Here is a 19,262-nt window from a genome sequence, read left to right on the forward strand (position 1 = left end):
GTACGTGACATCGTCAGGAGAAGGACATGAGCAGAACGCGTCTGCCCCGCGCCATCGCGGTCGCGACGACGTTGGTCACCATGGTGTCCGCGAACCTACTCATGGTGCCCGAGCCGGCCCACGCGACCTTCGGAACCGCGGACATCAAGCCGATCGAAAGCAATATCGCCGCCAAGCCCTGGGCCTCGGCGACAGCCGCCTCCGGCTCGTCCAGCGCCCGTCTGGCCATCGACGGCGACCCGACGACGTCCTGGCAACCCGGTAGTGCCGGCGCCCGGCAGTGGCTCACCGTCGACCTCGGTGGAACCTACGACAACCTGCGTAAGGTCAAGGTGCTCTTCCCGGGCCGCGGCGTGGCCCACCAGCACGTCGTCGAGGCTTCATCCGACGGTCGCCGGTGGAAGGCCATCGCCGACAGGTCCCACAACCGAGCCGTGTCGCGAGGGGAAGTGCACCTGTTCACCCGGCCGGGAACGCGCTTCGTCCGGCTGACGTTCACAGGTGGGCCGGGCCGGGCCCGGGCAGGTGTCAGCGAGCTCCAGGTCTTCAACTACCTGCGCGACGACCTCACCCTCGGCGCCGATCTGTCCTGGATGGACGACGTCCAGGACCAGCAGTACTGGGTCGGCCCCCTGGCCGAAGACCGCGGCGCCGGGCCACACCTGCTCGACGTGGCCAAGGACCGTGGCATCGAGTACAGCCGGCTGCGGATATTCAACGAGCCGCGCAGCGAGAGCACCGGTCAACCGACGCCGATACCGCGCCAGGGCCCGGAGCGCTCACTGGCCTCAGCCAAGTGGATCAAGCAGCGGGGCATGGGCCTGGGGATCGACTTCCACTACGCGGACTCCTGGGCGGACCCGAGCAAGCAACCAAAACCACGCGCCTGGGCCGAACTGAAGTTCGCGGACCTGTCCAAGGCCGTGTACGACTTCACCGCCGACTATCTGAAGCGGCTGATCCGGCAGGGCACCAGGCCGGAGAAGGTGGCCGTCGGCAACGAGATCATCAATGGCTTCATGTACGGCAGCGAGGCGGCCCACATCGGCACGACGAATCCGCCGTATTTCGTCGACCAGGCCGATATCTACCAGTCCAAGCCCGGCGGTGGCCTGCTGTGGAAGTACTGGGGGTCAACCGACCCGGTGGAGCGGCAGCTCTACGACCAGTCGTGGGACCGGTTCACCACCCTGGCCGCGGCTGGGATCAAGGCCGTCCGCGACGCGTCACCGACATCCAAGGTCGAGATACACGTGATCGTCGACAAGGACAAGCTCGACAAAACCATGGAGTTCTGGCACCAGTTCCTCACCCGGGTGAAGGCGAAGGGCCAGAACCCCGATGTGCTGGCCATCTCGTACTACCCGGAGTGGCACGGTACGCCCGAGGCGCTGGATCTCAACCTGAACACCATGGCCACCACCTATCCCGGCTACGAGATCGACATCGCCGAAACCGCCTACCCCGCGTCGGGCGGCGACGGCTCGCCGTTGCCCAACTCGCCGTACCCGCGAACCATTCAGGGGCAGGCGGACGCGATCCGCAGGGTGTTCCAGGCCGCCAACGACGTGGTCGACAACCGAGGTTCAGGGGCACTGGTGTGGGAACCGGCCGGCTACCAGCCGATGTTCCGGGCCGTGCCCGGACTGGCGAACACGTGGGAGCCGCACGCGTCCATCAACGTCTTCAACGCCAGCCGCGCCAAGCACATCCTCCAGGACGCCATCTACACCAGCACGATGGTGAGGGCCGCCCCAAAGCTGCCCTCCTCCATCCGCATGCTCACCACCGCCAACAACAAGATCACCGCTGTCCCAGTCCGCTGGCAGCCGTTGCCACCTGGCGCGACGGACAGGCCGGGTGAGGTGACAGTCACCGGGACGACCGGCACAGGACCGGTCACGGCGGTCATCGACGTCATGCCCAGCCACGGCGAACACGACGTGACCACCTCATAGCCTGCTTCACCGACGTCGCGCCACCGAGACCACGACGGCACCGGCGACATCATCACCGCTTCACAGCAGTGCTCCGCTCACTCGGTGGCCAACAGCAACAACTGCAGCAGCGCCTGGGAGAACCAGGCCGTGTTCGACCGGAACGGCCACACTCACCCCGGCATCCGGTGCACCCGACCAACCGCATGCCGCTCCTGCCGCCCCTCGCGGGTGGCAGGAGCACCCAGACCCGCTGTCGCGCCGCGCGACCCGTCGATCTGTCGACCTCTGGCGCCGACGGGACGCACCCGGCAACGGGACCAGCCGAACGCCGAACCCTCCACTCATCCCCGCACCCAAGGAGTCACCATGACCCTGCGACGACGGACCTTCCTCAGCATGACCGCGGCCGGAGCGACGGGCGTGGGCCTGTCCCTGCTAGGGGCAGGGCAGGCACCAGCCGCCGCCGGGCCACTGGACACCGCGCCGACCACGCCGTTCGCGGTCGGCGTGCGCCGGTACGACTGGACCCGTGGCAGCCGCCCGTGCACCACCTACGTCTACTACCCCGCCACCGGCACCGCCGGCGGCAGTCCGGTGACGGACGCCCCGGTCGCCGCCGGTGTCTTCCCCGTCTACAACTTCACCCACGGCTACGGGAGCAGCCCGCAGAACTCCCTGTTCATCATCCGGGCCCTGGCCTCGGCGGGCTTCATCGTCCCCGCCCCGCACTTCAACCACAACTTCAACGACGTCAACAACGGCAACACCTCCAAGGACGTCTCGCAGATCCTCACCAACACCCTCGCGCTCAACGCGAGCGGACCGCTGGCCGGGCACATCAACACCGGCATCGGCGTCGGCGTCTCGGGCCACTCCCTGGGCGGCATGGTCACCCACGGTCTGCTGACCTCCTGGCCCGACAGCCGGATCAAGTCCGCCAACCCCCAGTCCTGCGTGGACATGGGCAACCCGTCCGGTTCGGTCTCGGCCAAGGTCCTGTTCGTCCACGGCGACCGGGACTCGACCACGGCGTACTCCTCGGCCCGGCAGGCATACTCGGAGATCACCTGGCCCAAGGCGTTCCTCACCTTCGTCGGCGGCAGCCACACCAGCTTCTGGAGCGACCAGCGCTTCCCGAGGACCGTCGTCGACTGGGCCCGCTGGACCATGTACGGCGACACCGCCGCACGGGACCGCCTCCCGGCCGACGCGTCCGGGTCCAACACCAGGTGGGAAGCCCAGCTGGGCGACTCCCCCGGCGGCCCGGGCCTCTACACCCTGCTGGCCCAGCACAGCGGCAAGGCCGCCGAGATCAACGGTGCCTCCACCGCCGCCGGCGCACAACTCGTCCAGCGAACCACCAGCAGTCGCCCGAACCAGCAATTCGAGTTCGTCGACGCCGGCGACGGCCACGTCCGCGTCAAGGCGCTGCACAGTGGCCTGTTCCTCCAGCCCACGGGCACCGCGACCGGCGCGGATATCGTCCAGCAGGCCGACACCAGCGCCACCAGCCAGCAGTGGCGCGTGGTCGATCACGGTGGAGGTGTGATCAGCCTCGTCAACCGGGAGTCCGGCCTGGCCATGGATGTCTGGGAGTACTCCACCGCCGACGGCGCCCGCATCGCCCAGTACACCTACAGCGGCAACCCCAACCAGCGCTTCACCCGCCGCCGCGTCTGACCGGGACCTGTCGGAGCACCGCTCGGGCGGTGCCCCGACATCGCGCCGACAATCCTTCGCGCACTCATCGGAAAGACCCATCCGCGCAGGTCAGTCACGGATGCATCTGCATCACCCCGCAGGTCAGCGCCACCTCGTGGACAACTGCGCGACGAAGTTCCCCGGGTTCTCGTCATGCCACAGCGTGCCCTCCGCATCGCCGGCGCGCCCCCGACACTCACGCCACCACACGCCCCTCTACAGGTCGACAAGGTGCGACTGGTCGACGTCAGCGAGACAGAACGACAGCCACGCCTCACGTGTCCACACAGCGGACCCTCCGCGCGTCGGTGCAGGTCAGCAATGCTACGAACCGGTGTCATGGACCAGATCATCGCGGGCTACGACCTGAAGGCCCCCGCTGGGCAACGGTCCGCGCTGGAAGAGGCTGCTCCCGTCTTCGCTCGCATCAGGGAGCACGGCGCCGTGGGCAGTTGCTGTATTGCCTGCTGACATTGGTCAGTTCCGCTGCCGTGAGCTCTGTCAGCGGCGGCCAACTTGGCCGTCGCCGAGGGAACCCTCCCGGTTCGGGACACCTATGCAGGGGCACAGAGCGAACACAGTGGCGCATTGGGCAGGCGCGGGGAACGCCGACATACCTCCGCGGGTGCGGAGCCAACGAAGAGCACCATATGTGGCGGTTCGTCGAGAACGGGACACCTCCGCTGCTGCGGAGCCAACCCTTGCCGACCCGCAAGGCCTGGGCGACCTTGCCGTTCTGTTACATGTCACGACAGACCCTCCCTTTCGATCGCGACCGTTAGCCAGTCGTTGGACGCGCTTTCAAGCCATTCGATCGGGCGAGCCGGAGCGTCAATCTCCACTGACGCGAAGCTGGGACACTTTAAGGCGATTTGCTCCACACATCCCCGGGCTACCTCTGCATGCGCAGAATGCGTCCACGGGGACTGTATTGGGTGGCTCTGACAATTGCAGCGAGTCTGATGGTTCCGGTTGCGCCTACTCCACAGATCCCCTTAGCGTCGCTCTCTGCTTGGGATCGGCGACGGTGTGTGAACTCGTCGGTTTTCTGGCGCTGTTGACGTTTCCGAAAGTGTGAGGAGGGGGATCATGCGTGCCTTCAGCACGGCTGACCAACCGTGCGTCACGCTGGTGTTCCGTCGGGATGTGGATCCCGAAGAGTTAGCGGCCCTGGTGCCGGGGGGCGAGCCTGGTGGCCGCCGGGGAGGGGGTCTGCGGACGGCTCTTCTGGCCGCTCATGCAGTGGCAGACCTTGAGGTGGCGAACCCGGCGGTGGAGTCGATGCTGCGGCGCCTCCTGACGGCGCTCGCGGTCCGCGCCAGCGGCCTTGATGTGCCCGACCGGGAGGCGTGGGAGGACCGCTTCGACGCGCTGCTGTCGACGGGCCGGTTCGATGCGGGCGCCGTGAACGCCTACTTTGACCGGTGGCGGCACCGGTTCGACCTCTATGACCCGCACCGGCCGTTTCTCCAGGATCCCCGTCTTGCGGCGGAGTGCTCGCGCCAGGCTCCGCCCGGGAAACTGGTGATGCCGAGGCCGTCGGGATCGAACCAGCCCTGGCTGGACCGGACCCCGCAGGAGGTCCCCGTACCGTCCGGCGAGGCCCTGGGCTGGCTGCTCGCCTGGCGCGGCTACGGGCCGTCCGGCACCGGAGCCCAGCGCCAGCACAGCGGCGTGAACTCCAAAAACATGAAGGCCGCGCCCCTGCGGGCGCTGGTGTCCATTCACCCACTGGGCGAAAGCCTGTTCACCTCACTCGTCCTGTCGTGCCCGCCGCCGGCCGGAGGTCCACTGGGCGCAGGCAACGACCTGCGGCTCGCGATTGACTCCTGGCTCGACGTCCTCAACAAGGAGGACACCGACCTCCTCTACCGGCCGCCGGACAACGATGCGCACAAACCGTAGCGATGGCGTGTCTCCGGCTGGGCGGACTCCAGAAGACGCTCATGCCGTGACCTGAGGGCCAGCCGTTCTTGTCATGACCGTCTGCACCTTTGTGTGCTGACCCTGTCAAGCCGTTTCAGGCTGCGTTCTCTCAGCGGGCGCTCAAATCCGGATAACGATCGCGTTACCGCCCCTGGGGTTTGTACCCCAAGGGCCTCTTTGCGTGACTTGGGTCACTCAAGGCCGCGTAGAGGACGTGATAGGACTTCCCAATTCCTTCTTGGGTCGGCCTTTGCCATGCATACACCGTCCCTTTACCTGCACCCCCCACTGCTGCGCCACACCAGCACGTCCCCGCCCCACCGAGGTAGACCAGATGTCACTCGAGTCCGTCACCACATCCATCGACGACGCCGTCAGCGATTTCTTTGAACCTGTCGCCACCAACGTCGGCGAGGTGGTCTTCTACACCGTGCCCGTCGGCGGCGCCGACCTCCCCCTCATCGTCGCCTGGCTCGTGATCGCGGGCCTGATCTTCACCACCTGGTTCGGGCTGATCCAGGTACGCAAGTTCAAGCTCGCCATCGACGTCGTCCGCGGCAAGTACGACGAGGAAGGCTCGCCCGGTGAGGTCAACCACTTCCAGGCGCTGACCGCCGCCGTCTCCGGCACCGTCGGCCTCGGCAACATCGCCGGTGTCGCCGTCGCCGTCTCCATCGGCGGCCCCGGCGCAACCTTCTGGATGATCCTGTGCGGCCTGCTCGGCATGGCGAGCAAGTTCGTCGAGGTCACCCTCGGGGTGAAGTACCGCGAGGAGCATGCAGACGGCACCGTCTCCGGTGGTCCCATGCACTACCTGCCCAAGGGGCTCGCCGAGCGCTTCGGCAGCGGCGGCGCCAAGTTCGGCAAGGTGCTCGCCGTCCTCGCCTCCATCATGATCCTCTTCTTCGGCCTCTTCGGCGGCAACCTGTTCCAGACCAACCAGAGCTACGCGCAAGTCGCTTCGACTTTCGGCGGCGAGGACGGCTTCATGGCCTCCTCAGCCGGTGCCGTCCTCTTCGGCCTGGTGGTCGCCGCGCTGGTCGGCCTGGTGCTGCTCGGCGGTATCCGCTCCATCGCCTCGGTCACCAGCAAGCTGGTCCCAGCGATGGCCGGCATGTACATCGTGGCCTGCCTGGTCGTCATCCTGGCGAACGTCACCGCGGTACCCGACGCCGTCCAGGGCATCATCAAGGGCGCGTTCGAGGCCGACGGTGTCGCGGGCGGTGTGATCGGCGCCCTGATCGTCGGCTTCCAGCGCGCCGCCTTCTCCAACGAGGCCGGTCTGGGCTCGGCCCCGATCGCCCACTCCGCGGTCAAGACCAAGCACCCCGCGAGCGAGGGTCTGGTCGCCCTGCTGGAACCGTTCATCGACACGGTCATCATCTGCACCATGACCGCTCTGACCATCGCCATCGCCAACCCGGCCAGCTGGGCCGCGGCCCGCGAGGGCGAGGACATCGGCGGCGTCACCATCACCTCCGACGCCTTCGAGACCGTGCTGCCCTGGTTCCCGGACCTGCTGACCGTCGCGGTGCTGCTGTTCGCCTTCTCCACGATCCTGACCTGGGGCTACTACGGCCTCAAGGCGTGGACGTACCTCTTCGGCAAGAGCCAGACCAGCGAGATCATCTTCAAGGCCATCTGGAGCCTGTTCGTCGTCGCGGGCTCCCTGCTCTCCCTCGACACGCTGATCAGCCTGGCCGACTCGGCGCTCTTCCTGCTGTCGGTGTTCAACATCATCGGTCTCTACCTGCTAGCCCCCGTGGTCAAGCGCGAGCTCAACTCCTTCCTGGAGTTCGTCCGGCGCCGGAAGGCGGGCCTGCCGGACGCGGACGAGGAGCTTCAGACCGCGAAGACGCTCAACTGATCCGAGCCTTGAGGCTCAGCATGTGGGCCGTCCCGTGCCACCCTCGGTACGGGGACGGCCCTCTGCTTATCCTGACCGACATGCTGACCATCACCCGGCCCCTCGTCGACCAGATCGTCGCGCACGCGCGCTAGCTGCGCGTGGTTGGGACAGGCATCTGTGGCGGCTCGGAGATGACCTCACCGTCCGACTGCCCTGGGCGACGCAACCTGCCGATGCGCTGCTCCGCAAGGAGCACGCCCAGGGCCTGTGTGACGTCGTGATCATCCGGTCAGAAGCCGCCTGCGCGGCAACCACAACCATCAGGACCCTGATCCCAACCACGGCACGCGGTGCGACGACGCCCCGCCGACAGGGACGGGAACGCCATGCCCCACACGACCGCCTTCGCCAGAAACCAGTAGTACAGCTAGCGCATCTTTCTGACCTGCGCTTGTGTGGGGGCGATGAGGCTGTGACCTGCTAGGACGGGTTGCAGAGGCGATCGGAGGCAGTCAGAGGAAAACACACTGATTCGACCCCGGTTCGACCCGGACCGCTCAGAGGCAGTCAGAGGCAGTCAGAGGCAGCGACCTCTGCAACTGGGCTCTGAGGGACCTGAGTTGACCGGTGTGGATCAAGAATGGATCACTCTGGCGGGGCTCTGGTTCGACCTCGGTCGAGCTGCGATGGGACGCCTGCCTCCGCTCGGGCCCAGTCGCACGAGGGCCTCCAGGACGGCCATCCTGGGGACCTTGCTGGCGCCGATGGAGGTCGGTTCCGGATGCCGCCCGTGGTTTTAGCGGGCCTGAGTGGCGTCCACGTCTTTGCCAGACGACCCCACCGCGTCACACAGCACCCACCAACCACTCCCCAACGACACCTCCCTCTCGCACGCGGCCCGCTGGGCCTCCGCCAACTCCCTCCGGCCGCGGCCGACCTGATCCTGCTCGGCGACCTCACCGGGCGCTACGCGACCGCCAGTTACAGCAGGCTCGCCTCCGACCGCCGGACCGTTGCCCTGCGCGGCGACCGTCAGGGCGCGGCCGAGCCCGGGCACCGGATCACTGCGGCCATCGCCTGCCACGTGGCCCGTGCCGGCGGAACCCTCGGCCATCTGACGCAGCTCCTGCTGCACCCCGAGCACGAAGGCGGCCGGCACGCCCGCAACATCGCACTCCGTTCCGGGCAGTCGAGTGCCCTGAACTACATCCGCCTGGTGTGGGCCAGCGCCTCGGAAGCGGTCAGAAGTGAGTCTGTGACGACGGGGCAGAGCAGGACCGGGACGGCTACCTTCCGACGAATGAGGAATGCGGCAGGTTCCCGGCCGACTCCGAATGCACCTCACGACCGCCTTCGCCGTGCCCCACGGGAGTTCCCGTGGGGCACAACGCGTTGATACGGGCTTCGGGCCATGTCCGGCTTCCATTGGCGTAGCGGAAAGGGGCAGCCGGCGTATCGTGCCGGCGTGCAGGGGCTTCTCCGGGGCGAAGACCTGATGCGTGACCATCGACGGCTGAACTCTTCTTCGGCTTCGCGCTCCGCTTCGTGGGAAAGCGGCTTCGGAATCAGTTGCTCAGGCTGGTGCCGGGCTCACCGACGTACGTGCGGGGCACCCGCTCGGAGATGCGGCACACGACCTCGTCAGCGATCGTCCCGGCCCACCCGGCGATGTCGTCGGCCGAGATGACCTCGCCTCCCTGATCGCCCATAAGGACCACCTCGTCGCCGGGCTCGACCGGATCGTCCCCGCAGTCGATGGTGACCTGGTCCATGGACACGGCGCCGGCCACGGGGTACCGCCGTCCTCGGATCAGGACGTGGCCACAGTTCGACAGGCTCCTCGGGTAGCCGTCCCCGTATCCGAGGGGAAGGGTCGCGATGGTCGTTTCGCGGTTCGGTCGGTAGGTAAGGCCGTACGACACACCCTCACCGGCCCGGATGCGGAAGGTGGACTGAACCCGGCTGAGCAGCGACATGGCAGGCCGTAGCCCGAAAGTGCGCGGCAGTCCGGCGCCGGGGACGATCCCGTACAGGCCGATGCCAGGCCGGACCAAGTCGAGGTGCGACTGGGGCCAGGCCATGATTCCCCCGGTGGCGGCCGCGTGCAGGACTCGCGGGGTCAGTCCGCGGTCGCGGACGGCGCGGACCGCGTCGAGGAAACGTTTCATCTGCTCCTCTGTGAAGGGGTCGTCGACGTCCTCGGAGGTCGCGAAGTGCGTCCATAGTCCCGTCGGCTCCACGCCCGCCTGTGCCGCTCGGGTGACGAAAGAGGCGGCGGTCTGGGGCGTCACGCCGCCCCGGTGCAGGCCCGTGTCTATCAGCACATGGGCCTCGGGCCGCACGCCCAGCGCGCGTCCCGCGGCTGCCAGCCGGTCGATTCCGGCGTCGGTGCAGAGGGTCGTCGTCAGCCCGGCGCGCAGGGCGGCCTCCGCGGAGCCGGGCGGGCATTCGGTGGTGACGAACACCGGGGCGTCGATGCCGGACGAGCGCAGCCGGATGCCCTCCTCGACCAGGGCGACGCCCAGCCAGGTTGCGCCCGCGGCCAGCAGCGTGCGTGCCACGGGCAGGTCGCCGTGGCCGTAGGCGTTGTTCTTCACCATGGGCATGGTGGCCACTGCGGCGGGCGAGAGTGCTCTGAGGTTGTCGGCGATGGCGTCGAGGTCCACGACCGCGACGGTGGGGCGCCAGCGGTCGGTGAGGTGGTGCCGGGCCTCGGATCGCCTGGTGTGGGTGACAGTCATGTGTTGTTCTTCCGGGTGGTGCGGTCGTACCGGTCGTCGGTGACGGCCTGCCGTGGGCTGGAGCCGCCCGGCGACCACGGGACACGGCAGCGGGAGAACCTGTCGCGCGCCGGACATGGCCACGGCGCGCGAACAGGTTCGGCGAGGGGCTATCGGGGCTCTGTGAGCAGCTCCTCCTGCGGCTCGGTCCGAGCCAGGCGAGAGTGCTTGACGCTGTAGCCGAAGTAGAGCACGGCGGCGCCGGCGAGCCACACCCCGAACATGGCGAAGGTGACGGGATGCAGGCCGTAGATGAGGTACAGGCAGAAGGCGATGCTGAGGACCGGGGTGACGGGGTAGCCGGGGACCTTGAAGCCGCGGTCCAGGCCGGGCTGGGTGCGGCGAAGGATCATGACGCCCGTCGAAACGACGGTGAAGGCGACGAGGGTTCCCAGGCTGGTCAGGTCGGTCAGAGCGTCCAGCGGGACGAAGGCGGCGAGCAGCGCGACTCCGGCGCCGACCACCAGGGTGTTCCAGACGGGGGTGCCGGTGCGGGGCGAGACGCGGGCGAAGCGCTGGGGAAGCATGCCGTCGCGGCCCATGGAGTACAGGATGCGGGTCTGCCCGTAGAGGGTGACCAGGGTGACGCTGAAGATCGAGACGATGGCGCCGCCGGCGAGCAGGAGAGCGGGCCAGGTGTGCCCGGTGACGTCCTGGAGGATCTGGGCGAGGCCGGCCTCCTGGCCGTTGAACCGCTTCCACGGCTGGGCGGCGACCGCGGCGAGAGCAACGGCGAGGTAGAGGACGGTGACCACGGTCAGGGCGATGAGGATGGCCCGTGGCATGGTGCGGCGCGGGTCCTTGACCTCCTCGCCCGCGGTGGAGACGGCGTCCAGGCCGATGAAGGAGAAGAAGATGCTGGACGCGGCGACACCCACGCCGCTGACGCCGAGCGGCATGAACGGGGTGAGGTTGCCGGAGTTGAAGCCGGTCACGGCGATCGCGACGAACAGCACCAGCACGGCGACCTTGATGCCGACCATCACGATGTTGGCCTTGGCCGACTCGCTGGCGCCGCGGACCAGGAGAAGGCAGCACAGGGCGACCAGGACCACGGCCGGCAGGTTGACGTAGCCGCCGTCGCCGGGCGGCGCGGCGAGCGCGTCGGGGATGGTGACTCCGACGGTCAGGTCGAGGAACTTGTTCAGGTACTGGCCCCAGCTGACCGCGGTGGCGGAGGCCGACACCCCGTACTCCAGCAGCAGACAGGCGCCGACGCCGAAGGCGACGATCTCGCCGAGGGTGGCGTAGGCGTAGGAGTACGAGGAGCCGGCGACGGGGATCGCGGAGGCCAGCTCGGCGTAGCAGAGCGCGGTCAGTCCCGCGGTGATCGCGGCGATGACGAAGGACAACAGGACGGCCGGGCCTGCTTCGGGGACGGCGGAGTTCAGCACGAAGAAGATGCCGGTGCCGATCGTGCAGCTGATGCCGATGGCGGACAGCTGCCACAGCCCGATCGAGCGGCGGAGGTGGATGCCGGAGCGCCCACCGTGTTCGGGGGCCCCGGGCGGGAGCGTGCTGGACCCGCTTTCGGCGACGAGTACGGCTACGGGCTTGCGACGCAGCAGGGTGGAAGCCGGTGTTCTGGTTCCTGTTCTGGTTTCTGCCACGGGAGTGTCCTTTGCGGTGCGGGGAGCGGGGAAAGGGCGGCCAGTCGGGTGCGCGGCCGACCTGGGCCGGAACGGCCCCGGTCACGGAGGCGGTGAGGCAGAGGGACTGCGGTGCGGGGCGGCTCAGGCGCGCGGGAGGTCGGGGAACGCCTGGGCCACGCCGGCGTGCGCGATCGCGCCGTCGCGGGTGTTGACACCGGTGGCGAGGGCGGGGTCGGCCGCGATTGCGGCGGCGGGCCCCTTGGCGAGCCTGCGCAGGAAGGGGAAGGTGGCGTTGGTCAGGGCGCGGGTGGAGGTCTGCGGTACCCCGCCGGGCATGTTGGCCACGCAGTAGTGACGGATGCCGTCCTCCACGTAGACCGGGTCGGCGTACGTGGTGGGGCGGGAGGTCTCGAACGCTCCGCCCTGGTCGATGGCGACGTCGATGAGCAGGGCCGACGGCTTCAGTAGTGAAAGGTGGTCCCGCCGGACGACCTTGGGCGCGGTCTGCCCCGGCACCAGAACCGCTCCGATGACCACGTCCGCCTGGGTGAGTTCGCGGGAGAGGGTCTCGGGATCGGAGACGACGACGCGGGCGCGTCCCGCGAAGAGGGTGTCGAGTTCGCGGATACGGCGGGCGGAGGTGTCCAGGACGGTGACCTCGGCCTGCATACCGAGGGCGAGGAGGGCGGCCTGGGTGCCGACGACCCCGCCGCCGATGACGAGGACGCGTGCCGGTGCGACGCCCGGCGATCCGCCGAGCAGCACGCCGGGGCCGCCTTCGGGAGCGGTGAGGTAGGTGGCGGCGGCGTGGGCGGCGAGGCGTCCGGCGATCTCGCTCATCGGGGCCAGCAGCGGCAGGCCGGTGGCGTCCTGGACCGTCTCGTAGGCGACGGACAGCGTCCCGGCGGCCAGCAGGGCCTCGGTGAGCGGTCGGTCCGCCGCCAGGTGGAGGTAGGTGAAGAGGGTCAGGTCCTCGCGCAGGAAGCCGTACTCGGCGGCGATGGGCTCCTTCACCTTCACCAGGAGTTCGCTGCCTGCCCAGGCTTCCTCCTGGGCGACGAGCTTCGCGCCGACCTGCTCGTAGAGGTGGTCGCCGAAGCCGGCGTCGGCGCCGGCGCCCTGTTCGACGAGGACGTCGTGGCCGTCCTCGACGAGCACAGCCGCACCGGCCGGGGTGAGCCCGACCCGGGCTTCCTTGGTCTTGATTTCCTTGACGACGCCTATGCGCATGGTGGTGCCTTTTCTGAGTGCTGGCTTGGGTGTTCTGTCGGACAGCGGGTGAGCGGGGGCGGTCAGGTGGTGGGGCGGAGGGCGAGGTTGTAGTAGCGGATCTCCTGGTACTCCTCGAGCCCTTCGCCGCTGCCCTCCCGGCCGAGCCCGGACTGCTTGACGCCGCCGAACGGGGCGGCGGCGTTGGAGGGCACGCCCTGGTTGATGCCGACGATTCCGGTGGCCAGCCGGTCCGCGACATTGAAGGCACGGTCGAGGTTTTCTGTGAAGACGTAGCCCGCGAGCCCGTACTCGGTGTCGTTGGCGCGGGCGACGGCCTCCTCCTGGGTGGAGAACCGTTGGACGGCGGCGATCGGGCCGAAGATCTCGGTGGTGGCCACGTCCGCGTCGGCGGGGACGCCGTCGAGCACGGTGGCCGCGAAGAACGAGCCCGGCCCCTCGGGGGCGGTGCCGCCGGTGAGCAGCTTCGCTCCGCGCCGGGTCGCGTCGTCGACGAGGCCGGTGAGCCGTGCGACGGCCTTGTCGTCGATGACGGGTCCGAGGCCGACGCCGGGGGCCAGCCCGCTGCCGGTGCGGACCGCCGCCAGGCGCTCGGTCAGGCCCTCGACGAACGCGTCGGCGATGCCGTCCTGGACGAGGATGCGGTTGGCGGCGATGCAGGACTGGCCGCCGTTGCGCATCTTGGCGGTGAAGGCGCCTTCGACGGCGCGTTCGAGGTCGGCGTCGTCGAACACCAGCAGGGGTGCGTTGCCGCCCAGCTCCATGGAGCTCTTCAGGACGTTGTCCGCGGCCAGGTGCAGCAGCACCTTGCCCACGCCGGTGGAGCCGGTGAACGACACCTTGCGCACGCGCGGGTCGGTCAGTACCGCGCGGCTGAACGCGCCGGCGTCGCTGGTGGTGACCGTCTGGACGAGGTCGGCCGGCACCCCGGCCTCAACGGCGAGCCGCACCGCCAGCAGTGTGGTCAGCGGCGTGAGGGTGGCCGGCTTGACGACCGCGGCGCAGCCCGCGGCGAGCGCGGGGGCGATCTTGCGGGTGGCCATGGCCAGGGGGAAGTTCCACGGCGTGATGAGCACCGCCAGGCCGACCGGGCTGCGCCGGGTGAACAGGCGGGCACCGCCCGCGGGCGCGTCACGGACACTGCCGCCGGGCCGGACCGCCTCCTCGGCGTACCACCGCACGAAGTCGGCTCCATAGCTGACCTCGCCGCGCGCCTCGGCGAGCGGCTTGCCCATCTCCAGGGTGATGAGGAGGGCGATGTCCTCGGCGTTCTCGATGAGCAGGTCGTACCAGCGGCGCAGCACGTCCGCGCGGTGCCGGGGCGTGGTCGCCTCCCAGGCGCGTCCGGCGGCGTCGGCGCGGGCCACCGCGTCGAGTGCCTGCTCGGCGTCGAAGTCCGGCACCCGGGTGATCAGGGAGTTGTCGGAGGGGTCGTGGACCGCGATGGTGCCCCGCGCGCCTTCCCGGCCGCCGCCGAGGCGGGCGCCGACCTTGTCTGCGGCGGCCCGGGCGGCCGGGTCGGAGGTGAGGAGCCGCGTGCTGGAGGTCATGTCGGTCACTCGCTTTCCTGCGCGGTGATGACCGCGTCGATGGCGGCGACGAGCTCGCGGAGTTCGTCGTCGGTGGTGATGAACGGCGGGCTGATCTGGACGGTGTTGCCGCGCAGCGGGCGGGTGACGAAGCCGCGTTCGAGGACCTCGTCGGTGACCGCTTCGGCGCTGAGGTGGTCGGCGAGGGTGACGCCGCCCAGCAGCCCGGCGACCCGCGTGTCCGTGACCGCCTCGCGGGACCGCAGCCGCGTCAGCTCGCCGGTGAGGAGCAGTTCGAGCTCCGCGACGCGGGGCAGGAGCTTCTCCTCCTCCAGCAGGTCGATGTTGCGCAGGGCGACGGCGCAGGCGGTGGCGTGCCCGGCGTAGGTGGCGCCGTGCCGGAAGATCGGCGTCTGCTCGGAGTCGCGGTAGAACGGCTGCCAGATGCGCGGTGAGACCAGTACGCCGCCCAGTGGGGCGTAGCCGGAGGTCACGCCCTTGGCGAAGGTGACCAGGTCCGCGTCGAGGCCGTAGCGCTCGCAGGCGAACATGTGGCCGGTGCGGCCGAAGCCGGTGATGACTTCGTCGACGACGAGGAGGATGTCGTTCTCGCGGCAGATCCGCTGCAGGCCCTCCAGGTAGCCGGGAGCGGGCGGAATGACGCCGCCGGTGCCCTGGACGGGCTCGGCGACGATCGCCGCGATGTGCTCCGCGCCGATCTCGTGCACCGTCCGCTCGACGGCGGCGATGTCGTACGTGGAGACGCGGGCGGTCTCCGGCACCAGGGACTCGGTGCCGTAGCCGGCTCGGTTGAAGTCCAGGCCCGCGATGCTGGTGCCGTAGGCATGCAGACCGTGGTAGGCGAACTCGCGGCTGAGGATGACGGTCTTGCTGGTGCGGCCCTCGCGTTGCCAGTGGCGCCGCGCGAGCTTGCAGGCCACGTCGATGGAGTCGGAGCCGCCGCTGTTGAGGATGACCTTGGGGTCGGCGATGGGTGAGAGGGCTGCCAGGCGCTCGGCCAGCTCCACCGCACGATCGTTCAGGTAGCGGCCGAAGATGTGGTACGTCTCCAGGCGCCGCATCTGGGTGTACGCCGCCTCGGCCAGCTCCGGGCGGGCGTGGCCGACGTTCGCGTGCCACAGGCCGGCGGTGCCGTCGAACAAGCGGCGGCCGTCAGTGGTGAAGAGGTACGAGCCCTCGGCGCGCTCGACGACCAGCTGGCGGCCGAGCACGGACGGCATGTGGGCCTGGGCGCTCCACAGAGCGGGCCCGGGCAGCACGGGGTTGGCTTCGTTGGGCATGGAAGTCTCCCGGGTACGGGGGTTTTTGAGGTTGCGTCAGCGGGCGATGAGGCCGCCGGGGCGTCAGCGAGCGGTGTAGCCACCGTCGACTGGAAGCGTGGCGCCGGTGATGTAGACGGCGTCCGGCGAGGCCAGGAAGCTCACCGCGCCGGCGACGTCCTCGGGTGAGGCCAGGCGCCCCAGCGGGATGCCGTCCACCACCTGGCGGGCCGTCTGCGCCGGGTCCTCCTGCTCACCGAGCCAGGCTTCGTACAGAGGGGTGAGGGTCATGCCGGGGGCAACGGCGTTGACCCGGATGCCGTACGGGGCCAGCTCGACCGCGGCAGCGGTGGTCAGCGCCTTGATCGCTCCCTTGCTGGCGCTGTAGACGCCCATCGTGGGGACGCCGATGGAGGCGAGCCGGGAGGTGATGTTGACGATCGACCCGGCGCCCGTCGCGCGCATGGCACGCCCGGCGGCCTGCAGTACCGCGATGGCGGCGAAGGTGTTGATCTCGAACGTGCGGCGGACCTCCTCGCCGGGCACGTCGAGCAGATCGCCCGTGTGGTCGGCGGCCGCGTTGTTCACCACGACGTCCACCCGCCCGAAGTGGTCGACGGTCTGGCTGAGCAGCCGCTCTGGCTCCCCGTCCACGGTGAGGTCGGCCGACACGAAATGCGCCCGCTGGCCCAGCTCGGCAGCCACGGCCTTGCCCCGCTCGGCGGACCGGCCGGTGATGATCACGGTGAAGCCGTCGCGGTGCAGTCGCCGGGCCGTGGCGACGCCGATGCCGGAAGTCGCGCCCGTCACCACGGCCACCGGGGACTGCTGGGCCTGTGCGGTGCTCATGCCACACCTGCCAGCAACTCGTCGGCGGCCCGCCTGAGGCGCACGACGCCCTCTTCGATGCGCTCCGGACTGGAGGTGGCGAAGCACAGTCGCAGGGCGTCGGAGAACGAACCGATCGTGGAGAAGGCCGACCCCGGGATGTAGGCGACGCCATGCCGCAGGGCGGGCTCGAACAGCTTCTGGGTGTCCAGACCGGCGTAGGCGTTCTGGAAGGTCAGCCACAGGAAGAACCCGCCGTCCGGGTCGGTGCTGCGCACCCCTTCCCCGAAGTGCCGCCGCAGGCTACCCACCGTGGCGTCCTTGCGGGCGCGGTACAGGCCCCGGATGCGGGCCAGGTGGCCCGGCAGGTGGCCGTCGGACAGGAAGCGGGTCACCATGCGCTGCGCCGGGACGTTGGTGCATGTGTCCATGGCCTGCTTCGCGTTGATCAGCAACTGCCGCAGCCCGGGGTCTGCGTCCACCCAGCCGACGCGAAGTCCCGGGGCGAGGATCTTGGAGAAGGTGCGGACCGAGAAGACCAGCGGGTGGTTCGGGGCCAGCTCGGCGAACGACGGCACCCGCTGCCCCTCGAACCGCAGCAGCCCGTACGGGTCATCATCGATGATCACGGACCCCCAGCGTTCGGCGAGTTCGAGGAGCTGTTCCCGCCGGACATGGGAGAGCGTGGCGCCGGACGGATTCTGGAAGTTGGGGATGGTGTAGATGGCCTTGGGGGTACGCCCGGCGCGTTCTACCAGTTCCGGCAGACGCTCGACCACCAGCCCGTGCTCGTCGAGCGGCGCCTCCAGGAGGTTCGCTCCGTAGCTGAGGGCGGTGCTGTTGCCGTTGGTATACGTCGGGCCCTCGACGATCACCAGGTCACCGGGATCGACGAACAGCTTGAACGCCAGGTCCAGGCCCTGCATGCCCCCGGTGGTGATGACGACGCGCTCCGCCGTGGACCGCACTCCCTGTGCCTCGCTGAGGGCGAGAACCTGCTCGACCAGTTCCGGTTCACCCTCGCTGGCGCCGTAGCCGTACTTGCCGTCCGAGGACTCGGCGAAGTATCCGTCGAACAGCTCGACGGGAACCAGATCGTCACCCGGCGCGCCCATGGCGAACCGCACGATGTCGTGCGTCTGGGCGGCGAGCAGTGACGTCGAGGAGTCGATGATCGAGCCGACCAGGTCTGACGCGCGATCGGCCAAGGGGACAGATGTGGCTGTCATCGAGGGTCCTTGCACGAGGAGTGAGCGACCCCGGCCGAATGGCGAGTGCAGGGTCGGCGGCCAAGAGGAGCAGGCCGCTGCCGCGAGCGTAGATTCACCCTCGTATAAGGAAAAGCGAAGATTACTGACAGCTATCCGTTAGCTGAACTTTCAGATCATGGGCCCGGGTCGTCGCAGGTCTGAGGGGAATCAAGCAGGACGGTTGCGAGCGCCTCCTGGACCGCTGTCTGGCAGGCGAGGATCACAGGCCGATTCTGGCTTCCCTCTCGGGACACCGCGTAGATGCCCCTGCTCATACCGCTTGGGAACTGACTGCTGGGGACCAGCTCCGTCCCTGACTCCTGTACGACGAGTCCGGGCAGGAATGCGGCCGCCAGCCCGGACGCCACCATGCGCAGGTGGAACATCAGGTCAGGGGAGCTGTACTTGACCTGTGGCTCGAAGCCCAGGTCCCGGCACATGCGCACCGTCCAGGCGAACGAACCGGTGCCCGTGGGCTCCATCGCCCACGCCAGCCGCGCCAGGTCGCCGACGGCGTCCGCGTCCACGCCGGCCGGCAGGTACACACCGATCGGATCCTGACAGAGCAGTTCGGCGTGCAGGCCCGGGCCGACCGACAGCGGTGCTCCTGGGTACTCGTCGGCGATGACGAGATCCAGGCGTCTTGCGGCCAGGCGGGCGAGTCCCTCCTCCGGTTCATGCTCCTCGAAGTCCACGCGCAGCTGCGGATGGAGCCGCGCCAGCCGCTCCACCACGCTCGGAATCACGACCCGGCTGACGGTGCTGAACGCCGCCAGGGTGACTGAGCCGCGGATCTCCTCGTGCGCGGCGGCCAGATCGGATTCCGCTCGTTCCAGGATCGACAGCACCTCTTCGGTGTGCCGGACGAGCTGTTCGGCCGCGTCGGTGAGCCGCACACCGCGGCCAACACGCTCGAGCAGAGGCACACCGGCCTCCTTCTCGAGGATGCCCATCTGCTGCGAGATCGCCGAGTGGCTGTAGGCGAGGTTCCGCGCCGCCGCGCTCATGCTGCCGCGGATCTTGATTTCCCGGAGCAGCATCAGACGGTGCAGGTCCAGCATGGCTTCCTCCAGATGCGTCGGCGACACCGGCTGAGACTCGGGTTGGCAGGCAGCCTAACCTCGGGGCCACTGCGGCAGAGCTGGCTGCATGCGGTGCCCGCACAGGGAACAAGGCCATGCCGAAGGCTGCTGAGGGCGCTGTCACGTTGGTTGACCGGGTGAGATGATCTTCTGGTTGATCGTGCCGGAGGGGGCTGTCCGTGGAGGCCGTGTCGGTCATACAAGGGTCACCGGTACCCGGTCGAGGTCATCTCCCACTGCGTGTGGCTGTACTTCCGCTTCCCGCTGTCGTTCCG

14 protein-coding genes and 1 pseudogene are annotated in these 19,262 nt (G+C 69.0%); 6 read left to right on the plus strand and 9 right to left on the minus strand.

The window, feature by feature from the left end; translation table 11 throughout:
• Positions 1-26: 26 nt before the first annotated feature.
• From AC5P09_RS25730 to AC5P09_RS25755, 6 genes and pseudogenes are all read left to right on the plus strand, one after another.
• Entirely contained in the window at positions 27-1,958 is a 1,932-nt protein-coding gene (locus AC5P09_RS25730) for a glycosyl hydrolase 53 family protein (RefSeq protein WP_493876136.1), read from the plus strand.
• 348 nt (positions 1,959-2,306) lie between these two features.
• Positions 2,307-3,620: an RICIN domain-containing protein gene (locus tag AC5P09_RS25735; protein WP_493876137.1), complete on the plus strand. Its 1,314-nt coding sequence runs from the start codon at positions 2,307-2,309 to the stop codon at positions 3,618-3,620.
• 360 nt (positions 3,621-3,980) lie between these two features.
• On the plus strand, positions 3,981-4,112 hold the full coding sequence (locus AC5P09_RS25740) for a hypothetical protein (RefSeq protein ID WP_493876138.1): 132 nt from the start codon (positions 3,981-3,983) through the stop codon (positions 4,110-4,112).
• Positions 4,113-4,730: 618 nt separating this feature from the next.
• On the plus strand, positions 4,731-5,546 hold the full coding sequence (casA, locus tag AC5P09_RS25745) for a type I-E CRISPR-associated protein Cse1/CasA (RefSeq protein WP_493876139.1): 816 nt from the start codon (positions 4,731-4,733) through the stop codon (positions 5,544-5,546).
• Positions 5,547-5,901: 355 nt separating this feature from the next.
• Positions 5,902-7,434: an alanine/glycine:cation symporter family protein gene (locus AC5P09_RS25750; protein WP_493876140.1), complete on the plus strand. Its 1,533-nt coding sequence runs from the start codon at positions 5,902-5,904 to the stop codon at positions 7,432-7,434.
• 22 nt (positions 7,435-7,456) lie between these two features.
• A pseudogene (locus AC5P09_RS25755) lies at positions 7,457-7,675 on the plus strand (hypothetical protein); the annotation flags it as partial.
• A 537-nt stretch (positions 7,676-8,212) separates the two neighbouring features.
• On the opposite strand, the gene AC5P09_RS25760 reads toward AC5P09_RS25755, so the two are convergent.
• From AC5P09_RS25760 to AC5P09_RS25800, 9 genes are all read right to left on the minus strand, one after another.
• On the minus strand, positions 8,213-8,575 hold the full coding sequence (locus AC5P09_RS25760) for a hypothetical protein (protein ID WP_493876141.1): 363 nt from the start codon (positions 8,573-8,575) through the stop codon (positions 8,213-8,215).
• A gap of 406 nt (positions 8,576-8,981) precedes the next feature.
• Positions 8,982-10,157 (minus strand): alanine racemase, encoded by a 1,176-nt coding sequence (gene alr / locus AC5P09_RS25765; protein WP_493876142.1) that lies wholly within the window; start codon positions 10,155-10,157, stop codon positions 8,982-8,984.
• 149 nt (positions 10,158-10,306) lie between these two features.
• Complete coding sequence (locus AC5P09_RS25770; RefSeq protein ID WP_493876143.1) at positions 10,307-11,806, minus strand: APC family permease; 1,500 nt, start codon at positions 11,804-11,806, stop codon at positions 10,307-10,309.
• Positions 11,807-11,929: 123 nt separating this feature from the next.
• A complete protein-coding gene (ald, locus tag AC5P09_RS25775; protein WP_493876144.1) occupies positions 11,930-13,018 on the minus strand; it encodes an alanine dehydrogenase in 1,089 nt (362 codons plus the stop codon).
• 62 nt (positions 13,019-13,080) lie between these two features.
• The gene (locus AC5P09_RS25780) at positions 13,081-14,568 is read right to left on the minus strand and encodes an NAD-dependent succinate-semialdehyde dehydrogenase (RefSeq protein ID WP_493876151.1); all 1,488 of its coding nucleotides are present in this window, start codon (positions 14,566-14,568) and stop codon (positions 13,081-13,083) included.
• 5 nt (positions 14,569-14,573) lie between these two features.
• Complete coding sequence (locus AC5P09_RS25785) at positions 14,574-15,848, minus strand: aminotransferase family protein (RefSeq protein WP_493876145.1); 1,275 nt, start codon at positions 15,846-15,848, stop codon at positions 14,574-14,576.
• A gap of 63 nt (positions 15,849-15,911) precedes the next feature.
• Complete coding sequence (locus AC5P09_RS25790; protein WP_493876146.1) at positions 15,912-16,676, minus strand: SDR family NAD(P)-dependent oxidoreductase; 765 nt, start codon at positions 16,674-16,676, stop codon at positions 15,912-15,914.
• Positions 16,673-17,884 carry an aminotransferase-like domain-containing protein gene (locus AC5P09_RS25795; protein WP_493876147.1) on the minus strand — a complete coding sequence of 404 codons (1,212 nt, stop codon included), beginning with the start codon at positions 17,882-17,884 and terminating at the stop codon, positions 16,673-16,675. The genes AC5P09_RS25790 and AC5P09_RS25795 overlap by 4 nt, the downstream gene beginning before the upstream one ends.
• Positions 17,885-18,039: 155 nt before the next feature.
• Positions 18,040-18,993 (minus strand): LysR family transcriptional regulator, encoded by a 954-nt coding sequence (locus tag AC5P09_RS25800; protein ID WP_493876148.1) that lies wholly within the window; start codon positions 18,991-18,993, stop codon positions 18,040-18,042.
• Positions 18,994-19,262 lie beyond the last annotated feature (269 nt).

The sequence above is a fragment of the Streptomyces sp. a15 genome (assembly GCF_059026085.1).

Bases quoted from the DNA above. Each gene is read 5' to 3' on its own strand.
- AC5P09_RS25730 (WP_493876136.1), top strand. From the start codon at position 27: ATGAGCAGAACGCGTCTGCCCCGCGCCATCGCGGTCGCGACGACGTTG.
- AC5P09_RS25735 (WP_493876137.1), top strand. From the start codon at position 2,307: ATGACCCTGCGACGACGGACCTTCCTCAGCATGACCGCGGCCGGAGCG.
- AC5P09_RS25740 (WP_493876138.1), top strand. From the start codon at position 3,981: ATGGACCAGATCATCGCGGGCTACGACCTGAAGGCCCCCGCTGGGCAA.
- casA (WP_493876139.1), top strand. From the start codon at position 4,731: ATGCGTGCCTTCAGCACGGCTGACCAACCGTGCGTCACGCTGGTGTTC.
- AC5P09_RS25750 (WP_493876140.1), top strand. From the start codon at position 5,902: ATGTCACTCGAGTCCGTCACCACATCCATCGACGACGCCGTCAGCGAT.
- alr (WP_493876142.1), bottom strand. From the start codon at position 10,157: ATGACTGTCACCCACACCAGGCGATCCGAGGCCCGGCACCACCTCACC.
- ald (WP_493876144.1), bottom strand. From the start codon at position 13,018: ATGCGCATAGGCGTCGTCAAGGAAATCAAGACCAAGGAAGCCCGGGTC.
- AC5P09_RS25780 (WP_493876151.1), bottom strand. From the start codon at position 14,568: ATGACCTCCAGCACGCGGCTCCTCACCTCCGACCCGGCCGCCCGGGCC.
- AC5P09_RS25785 (WP_493876145.1), bottom strand. From the start codon at position 15,848: ATGCCCAACGAAGCCAACCCCGTGCTGCCCGGGCCCGCTCTGTGGAGC.
- AC5P09_RS25790 (WP_493876146.1), bottom strand. From the start codon at position 16,676: ATGAGCACCGCACAGGCCCAGCAGTCCCCGGTGGCCGTGGTGACGGGC.
- AC5P09_RS25795 (WP_493876147.1), bottom strand. From the start codon at position 17,884: ATGACAGCCACATCTGTCCCCTTGGCCGATCGCGCGTCAGACCTGGTC.